15 protein-coding genes and 1 riboswitch are annotated in these 15,623 nt (G+C 61.4%); of the genes, 9 read left to right on the top strand and 6 right to left on the bottom strand.

The features are described 5' to 3' along the window. The first annotated feature begins 18 nt into the window (after window positions 1–18). Window positions 19–660: a hypothetical protein gene (locus ASU23_RS11895; RefSeq protein ID WP_003941332.1), complete on the top strand. Its 642-nt coding sequence runs from the start codon at window positions 19–21 to the stop codon at window positions 658–660. Between the two features lie 394 nt (window positions 661–1,054). Here the strand turns inward: ASU23_RS11895 and ASU23_RS11890 are convergent, their stop codons facing one another. The 4 genes from ASU23_RS11890 to ASU23_RS11875 form a co-directional block, all read right to left on the bottom strand. Next, on the bottom strand, window positions 1,055–2,485 hold the full coding sequence (locus ASU23_RS11890; protein WP_003941368.1) for an NAD(P)(+) transhydrogenase (Re/Si-specific) subunit beta: 1,431 nt from the start codon (window positions 2,483–2,485) through the stop codon (window positions 1,055–1,057). Beyond that, complete coding sequence (locus ASU23_RS11885) at window positions 2,485–2,808, bottom strand: NAD(P) transhydrogenase subunit alpha (RefSeq protein ID WP_003941319.1); 324 nt, start codon at window positions 2,806–2,808, stop codon at window positions 2,485–2,487. Before ASU23_RS11885 ends, ASU23_RS11890 begins: the two co-directional genes overlap by 1 nt. Beyond that, window positions 2,808–3,917 carry a Re/Si-specific NAD(P)(+) transhydrogenase subunit alpha gene (locus ASU23_RS11880; protein WP_003941381.1) on the bottom strand — a complete coding sequence of 370 codons (1,110 nt, stop codon included), beginning with the start codon at window positions 3,915–3,917 and terminating at the stop codon, window positions 2,808–2,810. The genes ASU23_RS11885 and ASU23_RS11880 overlap by 1 nt, the downstream gene beginning before the upstream one ends. Before the next feature lie 527 nt (window positions 3,918–4,444). Next, a complete protein-coding gene (locus ASU23_RS11875; protein WP_042447907.1) occupies window positions 4,445–5,983 on the bottom strand; it encodes an AMP-binding protein in 1,539 nt (512 codons plus the stop codon). Window positions 5,984–6,174: 191 nt separating this feature from the next. Here ASU23_RS11875 and ASU23_RS11870 point away from each other — a divergent pair, with 191 nt between their 5' ends. Both ASU23_RS11870 and ASU23_RS11865 read left to right on the top strand, forming a co-directional pair. Next, complete coding sequence (locus ASU23_RS11870; protein ID WP_058037978.1) at window positions 6,175–6,993, top strand: maleylpyruvate isomerase family mycothiol-dependent enzyme; 819 nt, start codon at window positions 6,175–6,177, stop codon at window positions 6,991–6,993. A gap of 34 nt (window positions 6,994–7,027) precedes the next feature. Further along, window positions 7,028–7,651, top strand: a complete 624-nt coding sequence (locus ASU23_RS11865) for a Type 1 glutamine amidotransferase-like domain-containing protein (RefSeq protein ID WP_042447910.1) — start codon at window positions 7,028–7,030, stop codon at window positions 7,649–7,651. Between the two features lie 57 nt (window positions 7,652–7,708). Here ASU23_RS11865 and ASU23_RS11860 read toward each other — a convergent pair whose 3' ends face one another. After that, window positions 7,709–8,035, bottom strand: coding sequence for a hypothetical protein (locus tag ASU23_RS11860; RefSeq protein WP_003941297.1), 327 nt, complete (start codon window positions 8,033–8,035; stop codon window positions 7,709–7,711). Between the two features lie 574 nt (window positions 8,036–8,609). On the opposite strand from ASU23_RS11860, the gene ASU23_RS11855 reads away from it, so the two are divergent. After that, window positions 8,610–8,879: a GNAT family N-acetyltransferase gene (locus tag ASU23_RS11855; protein ID WP_007726096.1), complete on the top strand. Its 270-nt coding sequence runs from the start codon at window positions 8,610–8,612 to the stop codon at window positions 8,877–8,879. A 161-nt stretch (window positions 8,880–9,040) separates the two neighbouring features. Further along, window positions 9,041–10,267: an MFS transporter gene (locus ASU23_RS11850; RefSeq protein ID WP_039972654.1), complete on the top strand. Its 1,227-nt coding sequence runs from the start codon at window positions 9,041–9,043 to the stop codon at window positions 10,265–10,267. On the opposite strand, the gene ASU23_RS11845 is transcribed toward ASU23_RS11850, so the two are convergent. Beyond that, complete coding sequence (locus ASU23_RS11845) at window positions 10,260–11,828, bottom strand: carboxylesterase/lipase family protein (RefSeq protein ID WP_058037977.1); 1,569 nt, start codon at window positions 11,826–11,828, stop codon at window positions 10,260–10,262. The genes ASU23_RS11850 and ASU23_RS11845 overlap by 8 nt on opposite strands. 104 nt (window positions 11,829–11,932) lie before the next feature. Continuing rightward, window positions 11,933–12,028, top strand: a riboswitch (TPP riboswitch). Between ASU23_RS11845 and ASU23_RS11840 the strand changes: the two genes are divergently transcribed. From ASU23_RS11840 to ASU23_RS11825, 4 genes are all read left to right on the top strand, one after another. Next, complete coding sequence (locus ASU23_RS11840; protein WP_007726090.1) at window positions 12,016–12,759, top strand: TenA family protein; 744 nt, start codon at window positions 12,016–12,018, stop codon at window positions 12,757–12,759. (Overlaps the previous riboswitch by 13 nt.) After that, a complete protein-coding gene (locus tag ASU23_RS11835) occupies window positions 12,759–13,787 on the top strand; it encodes an ABC transporter substrate-binding protein (RefSeq protein WP_058037976.1) in 1,029 nt (342 codons plus the stop codon). Before ASU23_RS11840 ends, ASU23_RS11835 begins: the two co-directional genes overlap by 1 nt. Then, a complete protein-coding gene (locus tag ASU23_RS11830) occupies window positions 13,765–14,568 on the top strand; it encodes an ABC transporter permease (protein WP_058037975.1) in 804 nt (267 codons plus the stop codon). The genes ASU23_RS11835 and ASU23_RS11830 overlap by 23 nt, the downstream gene beginning before the upstream one ends. 8 nt (window positions 14,569–14,576) lie before the next feature. Then, a complete protein-coding gene (locus ASU23_RS11825) occupies window positions 14,577–15,371 on the top strand; it encodes an ABC transporter ATP-binding protein (protein WP_030536826.1) in 795 nt (264 codons plus the stop codon). Window positions 15,372–15,623: the final 252 nt, after the last annotated feature.

Genomic DNA, 15,623 nt, shown 5'->3' with positions numbered 1-15,623 from the left:
ACAGGGATGCTGGTACTCGTGACCGTCTCGACCTCCACCCAGCACCCCGCTCCCTCCACAACCACTCGCTTCCTCGTCCTTGCCGCGATCGCCGTCGTAGCGCTGGGCGTCTTGTATTTCGTGCGACCCACCTCGCCCGGTTTGAGCGTCCCGGAACAGGTGCGCGCACTTGCCGAGTGGACGGTAGGCCGATTCGACGTCACCGCTGTACTCGCAGCCACTACCGCTCTGGCCGTCGTCTCGATGGTCCGCGGACTGCCATACGGCATCGGCGCGATCCTGCTCCTCGGAATGGGCGCCAATCTCACCAACGCGGCATTCGGTTCCTGGCTCCCCGATGTTCCCCAGGACCTATTGCCCAGCGGTCACGTCGCAGCGGCGACCGCGCTGTACTGCTCGGCGATCTTGATCTCCGCCCCGCAGTGGCGTCCGGTGGTCGCCGGGCTCGGATTCGTCGGAGTTGCTGCGATCGGTGCCAGCGCGCTCGCCGCCGAGCTGAGCGGCCTTTTCGGAGTGATAGCTGGCATTCTGATCACCCTGGTATGGGCCTGTGCCGCAGCCATTTTGATGGCACGATCGCCCATCGCCGCGAAACGTGAAGAGCTGCGCCCAGATACGGCAGCCATCGCGTTCTCCAGGCACCGGAGCATCCGACTTTAGTCCTAAATCTTTGGGATTCAGAGATTTTCGCCGATAGCTCTCCCGCCACGGTTGGACATGACGTATGTTCTGAAATGTCCGAATCAAGTAGTTCCACAGCGAAGGAGTCTTTACCGTGAGCCTCGAAGATCTGAACCCGCTCGAACTGATCCAGAAGTTGATCGAACTACTTTCCGGCTTCTCTTCCGACCCCGAAACCCCCGAGGTTCCGTAAAACGTCGCCAGAGGCGCCTGTTCCGAGTTTCGTCTCGGACCAGGCGCCTTTGTCGTTTCAGCACAAGAAGTCGTTTCAGCACAAGAAGTCGTTGCAACACACGACATCTTTGCAACACACGGCCACGAAAAAAGGCGTCCACTCGCAGCTGCGAGTGGACGCCCCTTCCGAGTACCAGCGCTAGAGCGCCTTGAGTTCCTCGGTTACTTCGGAGACCGACTTCTTGGCGTCACCGAAGAGCATCGAGGTGCCCTCGGCGAAGAAGAGCGGGTTCTCGATACCGGCGAAACCGGAGTTCATCGAGCGCTTGAGCACGATGACGGACTTCGACTGGTCGACGTTGAGGATCGGCATTCCGTGAATCGGTGAGCTCGGATCGTTGCGCGCCGCCGGGTTGGTGACGTCGTTCGCGCCGATCACCAAGGTGACATCGGTACGAGAGAACTCGTCGTTGATGTCGTCCATTTCCTTCATCGCGTCGTACGAGACATCCGCCTCTGCGAGAAGAACGTTCATGTGACCGGGCATACGGCCGGCGACCGGGTGAATGGCGTACTTGACCTCGACGCCCTTCGACTCGAGCAGTTTCGCCATGTCCTTGACGGCATGCTGAGCCTGCGCGACCGCAAGTCCGTATCCGGGTACGACGATGACCTGGTTGGCGTAGGCCATCTGGATGGCCGCGTCGGCGGCCGAGGTCGCCTTTGCCGTGCGCACGACACCGTCGGAGGATGCGGCTTCACCGCCACCACCACCGAAGCCGCCGGCAACGATGGCCGGGATGGACCGGTTCATGGCCTTGGCCATGAGGTTGGTCAAGATGGTGCCCGAAGCACCCACGATCATGCCGGCGACGATCATCGCCTGGTTGTTGAGCGCCAAACCTGCAGCAGCAGCTGACAAACCGGTCAGAGCGTTGAGCAGCGAGATGACGACGGGCATGTCCGCGCCGCCGATGGGCAGCACGACCATCAGTCCGAGGATGCCCGAGAGTACGAGCACGCCGACGATCCACAGTGAGCTGGTCGGGCCTTCCGGTGAGATCGCCTTGATACCGATGATCACCGAGAACGCGACGGCGGCAATGAGCAGCAGAGCATTGAGCGGCTGCTGGAGCTTACCGATTCCGATCGGACGACCAGGCAGAGTTTCCTGCAGCTTCAGGAACGCGATCACGCTGCCCCAGAAGGAGATCGATCCGATCACCGCGGCAAAGAGCGAAGCGATGACGATGTGCACCGTCGGCGACTCGCCGTGCTGGAATGCGGTGAAACCGTCCGAGTCCAGGAACTCCGCGTACGCGATCAACGCGACCGTGCCGCCGCCGACACCGTTGAACAGTGCCACCAACTGCGGCATGGCCGTCATCTTCGTCCGGAGCGCCGGCGGAACGCCGAGCACGACACCGATGACAAGGCCGGCAGCGATGAGGATCCAGTTCCCCATTTCCGCATCACGAATGGAGATCAGAGTTGCAACGACGGCGATGAGCATGCCGACCGCGGCGATCTGGTTGCCGCGGACTGCGGTCTTCGGGCCGGTAAGACCCATGAGGCCGTAGATGAACATCGAGAACGCGACAATGTAGAGCGCATTGACCAGGTATTCCATTACTGGTCACCATCCTTCGACACAGACTTGGCGGCCGGCTTGGCCTTGAACATCGCCAACATGCGGTCCGTGACCACAAAACCACCGACAACGTTCACGGTTCCGAAGACGAGCGCGACGAACAAGATGATCTGCAACCCGATCGAGGGATCGTGCACCTTGCCCAGGACGACCAACGCACCCAGGACGACGATGCCGTGGATGGCGTTCGTACCGGACATCAACGGGGTGTGCAGGGTGTTCGGAACTTTGGAGATCACAGCGAAACCGACGAACCCGGACAACACCAGGATCGCGATGTTCGCCAGAAGTGATGTGTACATCAGGCGCCCTTCTCTTCACGGGTGACGCACGCACCGGCCAGAACCTCGTCGGAGAAATCAGGCGCCAAGGCGCCTTCCACCAACATGAGTTCGATCAGCGCGGAAATGTTCTTCGAGTACAACTCGGACGCATGCTCCGGCATGGACGCCGGCAAATTCAGCGGAGAGCAAATGGTCACGCCGTGCTTGACGACGGTTTGACCCGGCTCGGTCAGCTCGCAGTTACCACCGGTTTCACCCGCGAGGTCGACCACGACACTGCCCGGCTTCATGCCTTCGACCGCGGCAGCGGTCACCAGGCGCGGCGCGGGACGACCCGGAACCAGAGCTGTGGTGATCACAACGTCGAAGCCCTTGATCGCATCTTCGAGTGCCTGCTGCTGCTTCGCTCGCTCGTCGTCGGTCAACTCGCGGGCGTATCCACCCTCGCCCGCCGCATCGATTCCGAGGTCGAGCCACTGTGCACCCACCGAACGCACCTGGTCGGCGACCTCAGGACGCACGTCGTACCCGGTAGCGCGGCCACCGAGACGCTTGGCTGTCGCCAGCGCCTGCAGACCTGCCACACCCACTCCGAGGACCAGAACCGTCGCAGGCTTCACCGTGCCCGCAGCGGTGGTGAGCATCGGGAAGAACCGCGTCGACTCCGATGCTGCCAACAGAACAGCCTTGTACCCGGACACGTTCGCCTGCGAGGACAACGCGTCCATCACCTGCGCGCGGGAGATACGAGGAATCGCCTCCACGGCGTATCCCTCGATGCCGGCGGCCTTCAACTCGGCGATGCGGTTGTCCGCATTACGCGGATTCAGGAAACCGATGAGCTTCGCGCCGGTACTGATCCGGGCGATCTCTTCTGTCGACGGAGGCGCAACCTTGACCACCACGTCAGCAGTCCACGGATCGCCGATCTTCGCGCCGGCAGCGGTGTACAACTCGTCGGGAATCAACGCCCCGAGACCGGCCCCGGACTCGACGACTACGTCGACACCCTTGCCGATCAAAGCGGACACAATTTTCGGCACCAATGCGACCCGACGCTCACCATCACTCGATTCTCGAGGGACGCCGACCGACGGACGCACTTGTGCGCTCTTCGATGTTTCCATTTTCCATTACCTTCTGCGGTTGGTGGTTCGCCTGCTGCGACGAGCGGCAACCAGCATGTGATGAGCGGAAGATGACCCGCTTTTGGGTGAATGGTGACTGATAGTAGCCAGAGTTAACGCGGCGTAGGGAAACCGACGACGCACTTTCTCCATCTGAATCGAGTCCGAACAGTATGTTTGGACATACCTGAAGAAGCCTACTGTGAGGCCGATCACACCGGAATGGCGGACTATTCCACTATTTGAAACGGGCGAAAGACGTAAAGGCATCAGAATGACGCGCCGAATAATCACCGTCGAGCGAGTTTACGAACCGGCTTCCGAATGTAACGCCGTCCGACTCCGCGTAGACCGACTCCGGCCACGCGGCCTCAAACGCGAAAACCTGCAGTACGCCTCGCACCGTCCTCGGATGCTCGACCCGTTGTTCTACTGACAGCAAGCAAGGACCTGCCGTACGGTCACGCGCAGGTCCTTGCCGACTATCTCGCAGAATTACTCTGATGTCCTAGTATTTCACTAGAGCATCAATTGCTCACATATTGAGACCGCAACTTGTGCTTGACGAGCTTTCCTGTAGCGGTCCTAGGCAATTCGTCGGCAAAGTCAATGCTTCTCGGAGCTTTGAAATGTGCGACCTGACTGCGAACGTATTCCAGCAATTCCTCGGCGACATGGGCACCAGGCTCGATTCCCTCCGCTAGTTGGACAACCGCCTTGACCTGCTCACCCATTTCTTCGTCGGGAACACCGATGACCGCCACGTCGAACACCTTCGGGTGCAAAGTAAGGATGTTCTCGGACTCCTGTGGGTAGATATTCACACCACCGGAGATAATCGTGAACGCGGCGCGGTCGGTCAGATAAAGGAAACGCTCGGAGTCGATATAGCCGATATCTCCACTCGTCGTCCACGTCGGATGATCCGGATGCTGCGCGGCAGCCGTTTTCTCGGGATCATTGTGGTACCGGAACGGCAAAGTCTCCCGCTCCCAGAACACGGTACCGATCTCGCCGACCGGAAGATCGCGCCCGGCGTCGTCACAGATGTGCACGATCCCCATCACTCCGTCACGCCCGACGGAACCCGGATGCGACAAGGCCTGCTCACTGTTGATGAAGGTAGCGCCCGAACCCTCGGTCGAGGCGTAGTACTCGTAGATCACCGGCCCCCACCAGTCGATCATTGCCGTCTTCACTTCGGGCGGGCAGGGAGCAGCAGCGTGAATGGCGACCTTCACCGTCGAGACGTCGTAACGATCACGGGTCTCCTTCGGAAGTTTCAACATTCGAACGAACATCGTCGGTACCCACTGACTGTGCGTCACAGCGTATTTACCGATCAACTCCAGCGCGGTTTCGGCTTCGAATGCATCCATCAAGATCACGGTTCCGCCGACCGAATTGATCACGCCGCAAAAACGCAGGGGCGCCGCGTGATAGACCGGAGCCGGGCACAAATAGACTGTGTCGGAATCGAACCCGTACATCGGTGCGAACACCGCGGTGTACGGATCCATGGTGGTGTTCACCTCACCCTCCGGGAGATCTCCTTTGATCCCCTTCGGCCTGCCGGTCGTTCCCGACGAATACAGCATGTCAGCCCCACGCGGCTGCGAGTCGAGTGGAGCAGTGGACTGCGCATCGACCGCGTCTTCGTAGTCGTCGAAGCCCTCGAGGGCGCCGCCGTACACCAATCGGTGCCGCACGCGTGGAATCAGCTTCTCGTCCAACGGAACTGCTGCGGACGCCTGCCCCGACGCCACCAGAATTGTCGCCTCGCAGTCGTCGACGATGTAGGCAGCCTCCGCAGCCGTGAGATGCCAGTTCACCGCGGTGATGTAGAGGCCGGATCTCAACGCTGCCCAGTACACCTCGAACGCCCGGAGATCGTTGTTCGAGATGAGAGCGACGTGGTCCCCAGGCTTGGCACCGACACTTCGGAAGTATCGCGCCAACTGCGTCGACCGTTCGTCGAGTTCCCGATAGGTGATGGACTCACCCGTCGCAGGGCGAATGACGGCGGGCTTGTCCGGCGTGGACTGGACAAAATTTCCTGGAAACACGAAGACTCCTCTGTCGGTGACGACAACGCCGCGTGAGCCTGATTCGGCGTCGACAATCCTGGTCTACCACAGGAACTCTGCCACCCTCGGAGGTTTGGCGACACCGACTCGAAGCATGGGAATGCCCGCTCACTTATCCGCCGGGACATACAGTGAGGAGAACCGCACCGTCCGAAACAGGAGATGTCCACATGAGTGGTTGGCCCCAGGACTCAGTAGTCGACGCATTGACCGAGGAATGGAGAGTCATCGACGCACTGCTGGCCGAACTCGACGGCGATCAGTGGTTGGCACCGTCGAACCTTCCGGGGTGGACGGTTCACGACATCGTGTCCCATCTGATCGGTACGGAATCACTGCTCTCGGGCATCAATCCGCCGTCGATCAATCTGGACGTGCACGCATTGCCCCACGTCCACAACGACATTGCGGCGTTCAACGAGCGCTGGGTCGAAGGCCTGCGGCGGACACCGCACTCGGACCTACTGACCCGATATCGCGAGATCACCGCCGAACGAACCGAAGCGCTGCGCTCGATGACCAGCGCGGACTGGGACGCCGAGACACAAACACCGGTCGGTCTTGCGCCCTATGGCCGGTTCATGCGTATTCGGACCTTCGACTGTTGGATGCACGAACTCGACATCAGAGATGCAGTTGGCATTCCGGGTGAGGAAGGCGGATTGCGCGCGGAGACTGCATTCGGCGAAATCACCGGCGCGCTCGGATTCGTCGTCGGAAAACGAGGAAAGGCGCCAGAGGGAGCACGGATCACTTTCGAACTCGAAGGGCCACTTGCCCGTTCACTTCACGTCTCGGTCGACGCGCGAGCAACACTCGTCCCGGAGTTGGACGGTCCGGCGACCACGACCATCTCGATGAGCTCACCGCTCTTCACCCGAATTGCCGGTGGCCGCGTCCACGCGTCGGATCACCGAACCGACATCTCGCTTCGCGGTGACACCACGGTGGGCACACGCGTCGTCGACAATCTGGCGTTCACGATTTGAGGGCTGGGTGGGTAGGTCGCGAAGGTACTGAGAAGTGAAACTGTTTCTCTCGTCCTACCGATTCGGCGACCACCGCGAGGCTTTTGTCGATCTCGTAGGCCGCGGCGCTCGCATCGCGGTCATCGCCGCGGCTGCAGATTCGTGGCCCGCCAATGCCCGCAGTTCAGCAGTCACCAGCGAATTGACTCCGCTACGGGCAGCGGGCTTCACCGCAGAGGAAGTGGATGTCCGAGACTTCCTGGGTGCATCGGAAGCACTGGAACTCCGGCTCCGCGAATTCGACTGCCTGTGGGTTCGCGGCGGAAACACGTTCGTCCTGCGAGCTCAGCTAGCTCGAAGTGGCGCTGACAGGGTCATCGAGATGCTGGTTCGTTCAGGCGTCGTGGCCTATGCGGGATACAGCGCCGGAGCGTGCCTGGCGACTCCGACTCTGATCGGGCTGGACGCGTCGGACGACCCCGCTGAAGTCATGCCAACGTGCGGTATCGACCCGATCTGGTCCGGGCTCGCGTTGATCGACTTCGCGATAGTGCCGCACGGCGGCGATTCGCTACTCGAAGATCCACAGGTGACTGCGCGGACGGTTGCGGCCCTGACCACGGCGGGCGCGCAATTCACCGTGCTTACAGATCACGAGGTGATACTCGTCGACCGTTGATGTAACGCAGACGGTTGATCTTGACGCAGACTGAGCAGTCGACTCGGCCCGACCGGATCAGCCGTGCTCTGCCACCGCGGTTCCGGCTGCCGGCGACTGACGCTCGAGCCTCGTCCACGCGATCTCCCAGCGCTTGACAGAGACCTCGTCAGCGTCCTCGAGAAGGGCGTCGAGGAGCAGGCGTGGATTTTCGCGCCATGCCAGTTCAGCGGCATGGACTTCCGCAGCCGAGAACAATCCGGAAGCCTCGAGATCACGAATCCATTCGCAGATCTCGCCTCGGTGAATCCGTGCGATGGTCTCGTATCCCAGACCTTCGTCAAGGAAGTCGTACGAAAAAATTGCGGCAAAGTAACTGTTCGACTCACGCTGCCCGAAAATCATGTGCGTTCCTTCCTCGAAGTTGTCCGACGAAGACTCGAAATCGAACCGTTGAGCAGCGACGCCAAAGTTTTTTTGGCGAAGTTGTAACGCTTCTTCTATCCCCGACGATTCAAACGCTAACCCCCCGAGCGGGTCTTTGGGATCACGTCCGAGAAACGATCTGATGACCAACGCAATACCCCTGGGGTTTCCGGCCACTCGCACCCATCATCGACACGCAACCAGCGCGCCGCTGACCTGCAATTTGCCCGTTTCAGGCCCTCCACTTAATCCATCCGAACACACGACAAAAAACTTTGTGACCGGTCCCACATATTGGGATAGTTACGATCGTGATGCATATGTATCACCCGTTGTGGGCACAAAAGTACGGGCAAATCGGCACGTACAGACCAGTTTTGTTCGTTCTCCATGGCGACGAAGGTCCCTTGAACGGTCGTCCAGTTGTAGTTGCGCTAAGTAACGGATCCCACGTCGGCAACCGATATTGCGGACGGCCTGCCAGGTAGCGTGCTCCAGAGAACGCAGACGCGGCGCGGCGCAACCGGCCGCCCTTTCGAAACGGAGCCCGAAGATGACCGAGACAGTGGCGCACAATCCCGCGGAAACGCGTTTCGAGATCCGAGTCGACGGCGAACTCGCCGGTTTCGCCGAGTACTCGGACCATTCCGGCGTCCGTGATTTCCACCACACGGTGACCTATCCGCAGTTTCGTGGGCGCGGGCTTGCCGCCATCGTGGTGCGTGAAGCGCTCGATCAGACCCGGAACGAGGGATTGAAGATCCTTCCGACGTGCTCGTACGTCGAGAAGTTTGTTGCGGAGAACCCCGTCTACCAGGCATAACCGAACGAGAACGGCCGGCGAAAAACCAGTCGCGAACCTGCAGACCCCGCTGCTAGCGTCGATGGTGCCGTCGTCGAAATCCTGGGCGGCACCATCTTGGGGAAGGAAAGAACGTGGTCGCCTCAGCAGATCGGCGTCCACCTGCGTCCACGGACGTAGCTATCCCCAGCTATCTCCCTCTCGTACTGGTCAATCTCGCGACGCTGTTCTCGGCGATCGGCAACGGTATCGCCATCGTCGTGCTCCCCTGGCTGGTTCTCGAACGAACCGGTAAGGCTACCGACGCGGCGATAGTTGCCGGCGCAGCAGCCATTCCGCTACTCGTGTCGAGCCTGTTTTCGGGGACATTCGTCGACAAGTTCGGACGCCGTCGAACGTCGATGATTTCCGACGCTCTCTCTGCGATGTCCGTTGCAGCGATTCCGATCATCGCGGCCACCGCGGGCTTGACGATCCCGGTGATCGCGGCGTTGGCCGCACTCGGCGCCGTGTTCGACCCCGCCGGAATGGCGGCGAGGGAGTCCATGCTTCCTGCAGCGACTCGGACCGCCAAGTGGAAGCTCGATCGAACCAACAGTGTGTACGAGGCCAACTTCAACGTCGCGTATCTGATCGGCCCTGGCATCGGCGGTGTCCTCATCGCAACGATCGGAGCGGTGAACACGCTCTGGGTCACGGCGGCAGGTTTTGTGTTCTCGATAGTCGTGGTCGCCTTCATCCGGCTTCCCGGCGCCGGAGTGCCCGAACACGAACACCGTCCGAAATCGATCTGGCACGGCACACTCGACGGTCTTCGGTTCGTCTGGAACAACAAACTGCTGCGCACCCTGGCGCTGATCGACATGGCAGTCGTCGCGCTCTACATGCCTGTGGAGAGTGTCGTGTTCCCGGTGTACTTCACAGAGTTGGATCAACCGGCCCAACTCGGATCGGTGTTGATGGCCTTGGCGATCGGCGGCATCATCGGCTCTCTCGCCTACGCCCCACTGGCGCCGATCATGTCCCGGCGGCTGATCATGATTTTTGCCGTCGCCGTTCTCGGCATAGCGATGCTGGCCATGGCGCTCCTACCTCCGCTGTGGGTGATCCTCGTACTTGCCGGACTGCAGGGCCTCGTCTACGGACCAGTCGGCCCGATCGCCAACTACGCCATGCAGACGCACAGCCCGGAGCACATGCGTGGACGCGTCGTCGGTGTCATGACGTCGACGGCCTACGCCGCCGGCCCGCTCGGCTACCTCGCGGTCGGCCCGCTGCTCGATCAACTCGGAATCGCGTCGACCTTTGTGGCCCTGTCGATTCCGATCATCCTGATCGCCGCAGTATGTGCCTCCCTACCGGTGCTTCGCGAACTGGATCGTCCGCGGCACTCGACCGACGTCAGTTGAACCCCATCACGTCGTTGCCCCAGGCGACGCGCAGTCCGTGATCGGGGTCGCTGACGAGGGTGTCGGCGGAGTCGATCAACAGCGTCGACCGCTTCTCTTCCTCGTACGGCGCCCAGTGCTTCGAGCCGTCGAGGGCCGCCGGCACGGCATGCCTGGCGAAGGCCAACCATCGCCGTTGGATACGGCCGGCCACCTCCATCGCAGCCTTCCGTCCGCCGAGCCAGAACGTGGGGTCGACGTTCAGGGTTCCGAAATTGCCGAATACATAAGGTAATTCGGTCGCGTGGCCCGCGCCGATCCGCGCCGCCTTGAGCATCGGCGTCGCGTGATCGAAGCGGTAGACCCACGTAGGGGAATGCCTGCAGTGCGCGTCGGCGATCCACAGGGTCGGCATGCGAAACGCCGCGTCCCGTGAAAGCGCCAGCGCACCACTCGGTTTCGCATGGTCAGGGTAAGCCGACATGATCTCGGCAAGTTTGGTCGCCGAGATGTCGGGGTGATCGTCGGCCAGTAATTGGAGCATTGCCTCGACGGACTGCGCACTCACCGGCATCAGCGGAGACTTCATGAACTTGAAGATCGACGCCTCGTCCTTGTTGGAACCGATGATCAGTGGGATTCGGTGCGCGTAACCCTTCTGGAAAGCCGCAACCGGGTAGTGCGGCACCAGATCGCGATCGACAACGGGTGCCATCGCCAAAGTTCCCGGAATCCGGGTCGGAATTTCGTTGACCAAATCATCGCTTGCCTTGACGAGCAGTTCCAGATCTGTGGTCAGCAGATCGCCTGCGTCTTCGGGGTCGATCGAGAGCAGTTCGAGAAACCGCTCTGCAACGGTCTTGGCGCGCTCGGCCCCGTAGACGGAGGTCGCGGGCGGACTCTGGGCAATCGCACGATGGAACAGACCTTCGGCGCTCGGACAGGTCATGAGCGTCGTGATGGATCCTGCGCCGGAGGACTCCCCGAACACGGTCACCGCACTCGGGTCACCACCGAAGGCGTCGATGTTGTCTCGAACCCATTCGAGTGCCGCAATCTGGTCTCGCAGACCACAGTTCGATTCGAAAACAGTATCCGCGGTGGAGAATGCAGACAGGTCCAGGAATCCGAGTGCGCCGACGCGATAATTGAAGGAGACGAGAACGACGTCACCGGTTTCAGCCAGATGACGGCCGTCGTAGATCGTTTGGGCGGCAGACCCGAGGCAGTAGGCGCCGCCGTGAATCCACACCATCACCGGTCGCGGCGTGCCGTCGGGTCGCGGGGCCCAGACGTTGATCGACAGGCAGTCCTCGTCGATTTTGAAGGCCCGATCGATCGGAACCGCCGGACTCTGGCCTTGCGGCGCGATCGGCCCGAACTCACGACAGTCGCGCACCCCGTCCCACGACTGTGCGGGTTGCGGCGCTCGGAACCTCCGCTCACCCACCGGCGCCGCTGCGTAGGGCATGCCCTTCCACGCGAATACACCGCCATCCGGATACCCGCGGGCTTCTCCGCCTCGCGCCCGGATCACCAGAGTTCCGTCCTCGCCGAGATTTGGTCGAACGTCGGTCTCCATGTCTGAATCCCCTCCCGACCCGCGCGTGTGGCAATCAAGACCAAACCTACCAATCTCGGACGGGTGTGCGCCGAGTACACAACCCCTCGGTGTTAAGGTCGCCTAGTTCTGACACGGGGTGCTCCGCATGGGCGGGGCTGAGAACACACCCGGGAACCTGATCAGGTAATGCTGACGAAGGGATGTCATGGCTACTACGCAGCCTGCATACAATTCTGCCGAAAACTCGGTGGCCACAGCGCCGTCGACGGATCGGTTCACAGATCGACTCTGGGCCGAGACGAAGGCCCTCCGCGAGTCGATCGACTCACTGGAGTTCCTCCGCCGCCTAGGCGACGGAACATTGCCTCTCGACGCGTTCCGCACGTACATCGAGCAGGACAAGCTTTATCTCGAGGGGTATTCGAAAGCGTTGTCCCTGGTCGCGGCCCATGCCCCGGATCCGCAGTCCGCGGGCTTCTGGTCGAATTCCGCGTCCACGGCAGCGACAGTGGAATCTGCGCTTCACGACGGACTTCTCACCGGTGGAATTCTTCCAGCGGGATCGGGAAGGCTCGAGCATTCGCAGGCCTGCCTGGGATACGTCTCGTATCTGACGGCGACTGCAGCAACTGCGCCTTACCCGGTCTCCGCAGCGGCAGTACTCCCCTGCTTCTGGATCTACGCCGAGGTGGGCCGCGATCTTGCCGCTTCAGCGCGCGAGGTACTCGACGCCGATCCGTCGCATCCGTACGCACAGTGGGTCACGACCTACGACGCACCCGAATTCCACGAGTCGGTGGCGCAGGCCCGCGTACTGGTCGATGCTGCGGCCGAAGCTGCCACCGAGACAGAGCGTGAGGCGATGAGTGAAGCATTCCGCATCGCCAGCCGCTATGAGCTGATGTTCTGGGATTCCGCACTCCACCAGCAGCCTTGGCCGGCGTCGTGATGTCGTTTGCGGCGCTGCGCCGCACGCTTGCCACGTCTGCCGCGATCGCAGCCGCGTTCACAGTTCTGACCGGATGCGCCTCTGACACCGGCTCTTCCGACGGGACCATTCGGTTCGCACTCGACTGGACACCGAACACGAACCACACCGGTTTGTACGTAGCACTCCAAGAGGGCTACTTCGAGGACGCCGGCCTGGACGTCTCGATCCTGCCGTACAACAACACCTCGCCCGACACCCTGGTCGATGCCGGCAATGCGGAGTTCGGCATCAGCACACAGAGTCAGGCCACGTTCGCCCGTGCAGCCGGCGCCGCCACGACGTCCGTCATCGCGCCACTTCAGCACCGCGCCACCGGCATCGGCGTGAAGGCGGATCGTGCGGACATCACGCGCCCACGTGATCTCGACGGGAAGACGTACGCCGGGTTCGGTGATCCCGGCGAAGTCGAAACGCTGCAGCAGATCATCCGCAACGACGGCGGGACCGGGAACTTCACGACGGTCACGCTCGGAACTTCCGCGTACGAAGCCGTGTACTCGGGCCAGGCAGACTTCACCGTCTCCTACTTTGCTTGGGAAGGCCTCGAAGCGGAGCGAAACGGAACTCCGATGCGGTACTTCCAGTACACCGATTACGGCTTCCCCGATGCGTATTCGATCGTGATCAACGGCAACCAGCAGTGGTTGAAGGACCATCCCGACGAGGCACGCAAATTCGTCAAAGCCGTTCAACGCGGATATCAGACTGCTGCCGACAACCCGGACCAGGCCGCGCAGGATCTCATCGACGCGAACCCCGGAGCTTTCACCGACGAAGACCTCGTGCGTGAGAGTCAGCGGATGCTCGCCGCCGACTACATGAAAGACGTCAACGGCGTTGTGGGCGCCCAGAATCTCGAAACCTGGTCGGGTTATTCGGGATTCCTCTTCGAGAACGGATTGCTCGCCGGACCCGACGGGAAGCCGTTGACCCAGAAGCCGGACTGGTCGGAGTACTTCACCAATGAGTATCTCGACGCGTCCTGACGTGAGCGGACGGTTGGTCTCGACCATGCGGCGGGCGCTTCCCGCGCTCGCCGTGGTGGTGCTCCTCGTGGCGGCGTGGCAGATCTACGTCGAGATCAGTGGGATTCGGCCGCAAGTACTTCCGTCTCCGGGGCGCGTTCTGTCCCAGGGGTGGGACAACCGCGAGATCATCTCCGGCCACGCCTGGTCGACATTGCAGGTCACGTTGGTCGGCTTCACTGCTTCATTGGTGTTGGCCTGGATTCTTGCTGTGGTCGTGGACTTTTCGCCGTGGTTGTCACGCGCGCTGGTACCACTTTTTGTCGTCTCGCAGACGCTGCCGATCATCGCCATCGCGCCGCTGATGATCATCTGGTTCGGCTTCGGGCTGTTGCCGAAGGTGTTGGTGATCGCCCTTGCGACGTTCTTCCCCATGACCATCGGACTCATCGAGGGATTTGCCGCGGCCGATCGGGAAGCGGGCGCTCTCCTGCGCAGTATGGGCAGCACTCGCTGGCAGGAGTTCCGATACGTTCGCCTTCCTTCGGCAATTCCGCGATTCTTCACTGCCCTGCGCATCGGCATCACGTATGCGGTCGTGGGTGCGGTGTTCTCCGAATACGTCGGCGCTACTTCCGGTTTGGGTATCTACATGAGCACCCAGAAGAACTCCTTCCGCACCGACCTGGTGTTGGCGGCCGTACTGGTGACCGCGTTGATCAGTGTCACGCTGTACTTGCTGACGTTCGCCATCGAGCGCATCGTTGCACCATGGGCGATGAACGAAAGGTCGCGGACATGACTGACCCGATGGTCGAGGATGCAATGGTCGAAATCCAGGACCTGACCAAGAGGTTCGACACGGCCGGAGAATCGCGTCTCGTGCTCGATTCGGTGTCCTTTGGCGCCGACGCGGGCGAATTCGTGTCGGTGATCGGGCCGAGCGGCTGCGGCAAGAGCACGATCTTCAACGTCCTGGCCGGGCTCGAATCCCCGACCGCGGGTTCGGTCCGTGTGGGCACGCGCGCAACGGAATCCGAACCAGCCACCGAGGTGCATACCGCGTACATGCCGCAGAAAGATCTTCTGTTCCCTTGGCGTTCGGTATTGGACAACACGGCCCTCGGTTTGGAAGTGCAGGGAGTCGGCAAGAAGGAAGCACGCGAGCGCGCTCGCGAGTTGTTCCCGGCGTTCGGACTGTCCGGATTCGAGGACGCCCGGCCGTCACAACTGTCCGGCGGCATGCGCCAGCGAGCGGCGATGCTGCGCACCGTTGTTCAGGGCAAACCTGTCCTGCTGCTCGACGAGCCGTTCGGCGCACTGGACTCGTTGACTCGGACCGAGATGCAGGCCTGGCTACAAGACGTGTGGCAGCAGTACCGGTGGACCGTGCTGATGATCACGCACGATATTCGTGAAGCGATCTATCTGTCCGATCGCGTGGTCGTTCTGTCGGCGAGGCCGGCAACGGTCAGGTGCGTCGTCGACGTTCCCTTGCCGAGGCCACGCGAACTGGACATGATCACCTCGCCCGAGTTCGCCGACGTCGAGCGTGAACTGCTTGCCGTTCTCCACGACGAGACGCGCAAGTCGCTACACCCCTAGCGGTTACTGACAATGCGCTGAGAGCGCGCCGATTTCACCTGCCGTTCAAGAGAAAGTGCATCGCAACGGTGCAACTTCGCGTAGGATGTCGCGGCGCGTTCGCCCAAAACGCCTTAATATCAGCAAGATCCGAACGCTCGACACGCAATCCGTCAACGCTGCACAATTCTCTGTACTCTTCGGTAACGTACACTCGGTCGCCTACGAGACCAACGGCCAGAAGGTAACTGGACGGTAAAGCGGAATCGTGGA

The sequence above is a fragment of the Rhodococcus sp. KB6 genome (genome assembly GCF_001445685.1).
Classification (GTDB): Bacteria; Actinomycetota; Actinomycetes; order Mycobacteriales; family Mycobacteriaceae; genus Rhodococcus_F; species Rhodococcus_F qingshengii.
This window is presented reverse-complemented; position numbering and strand designations above follow the sequence as displayed.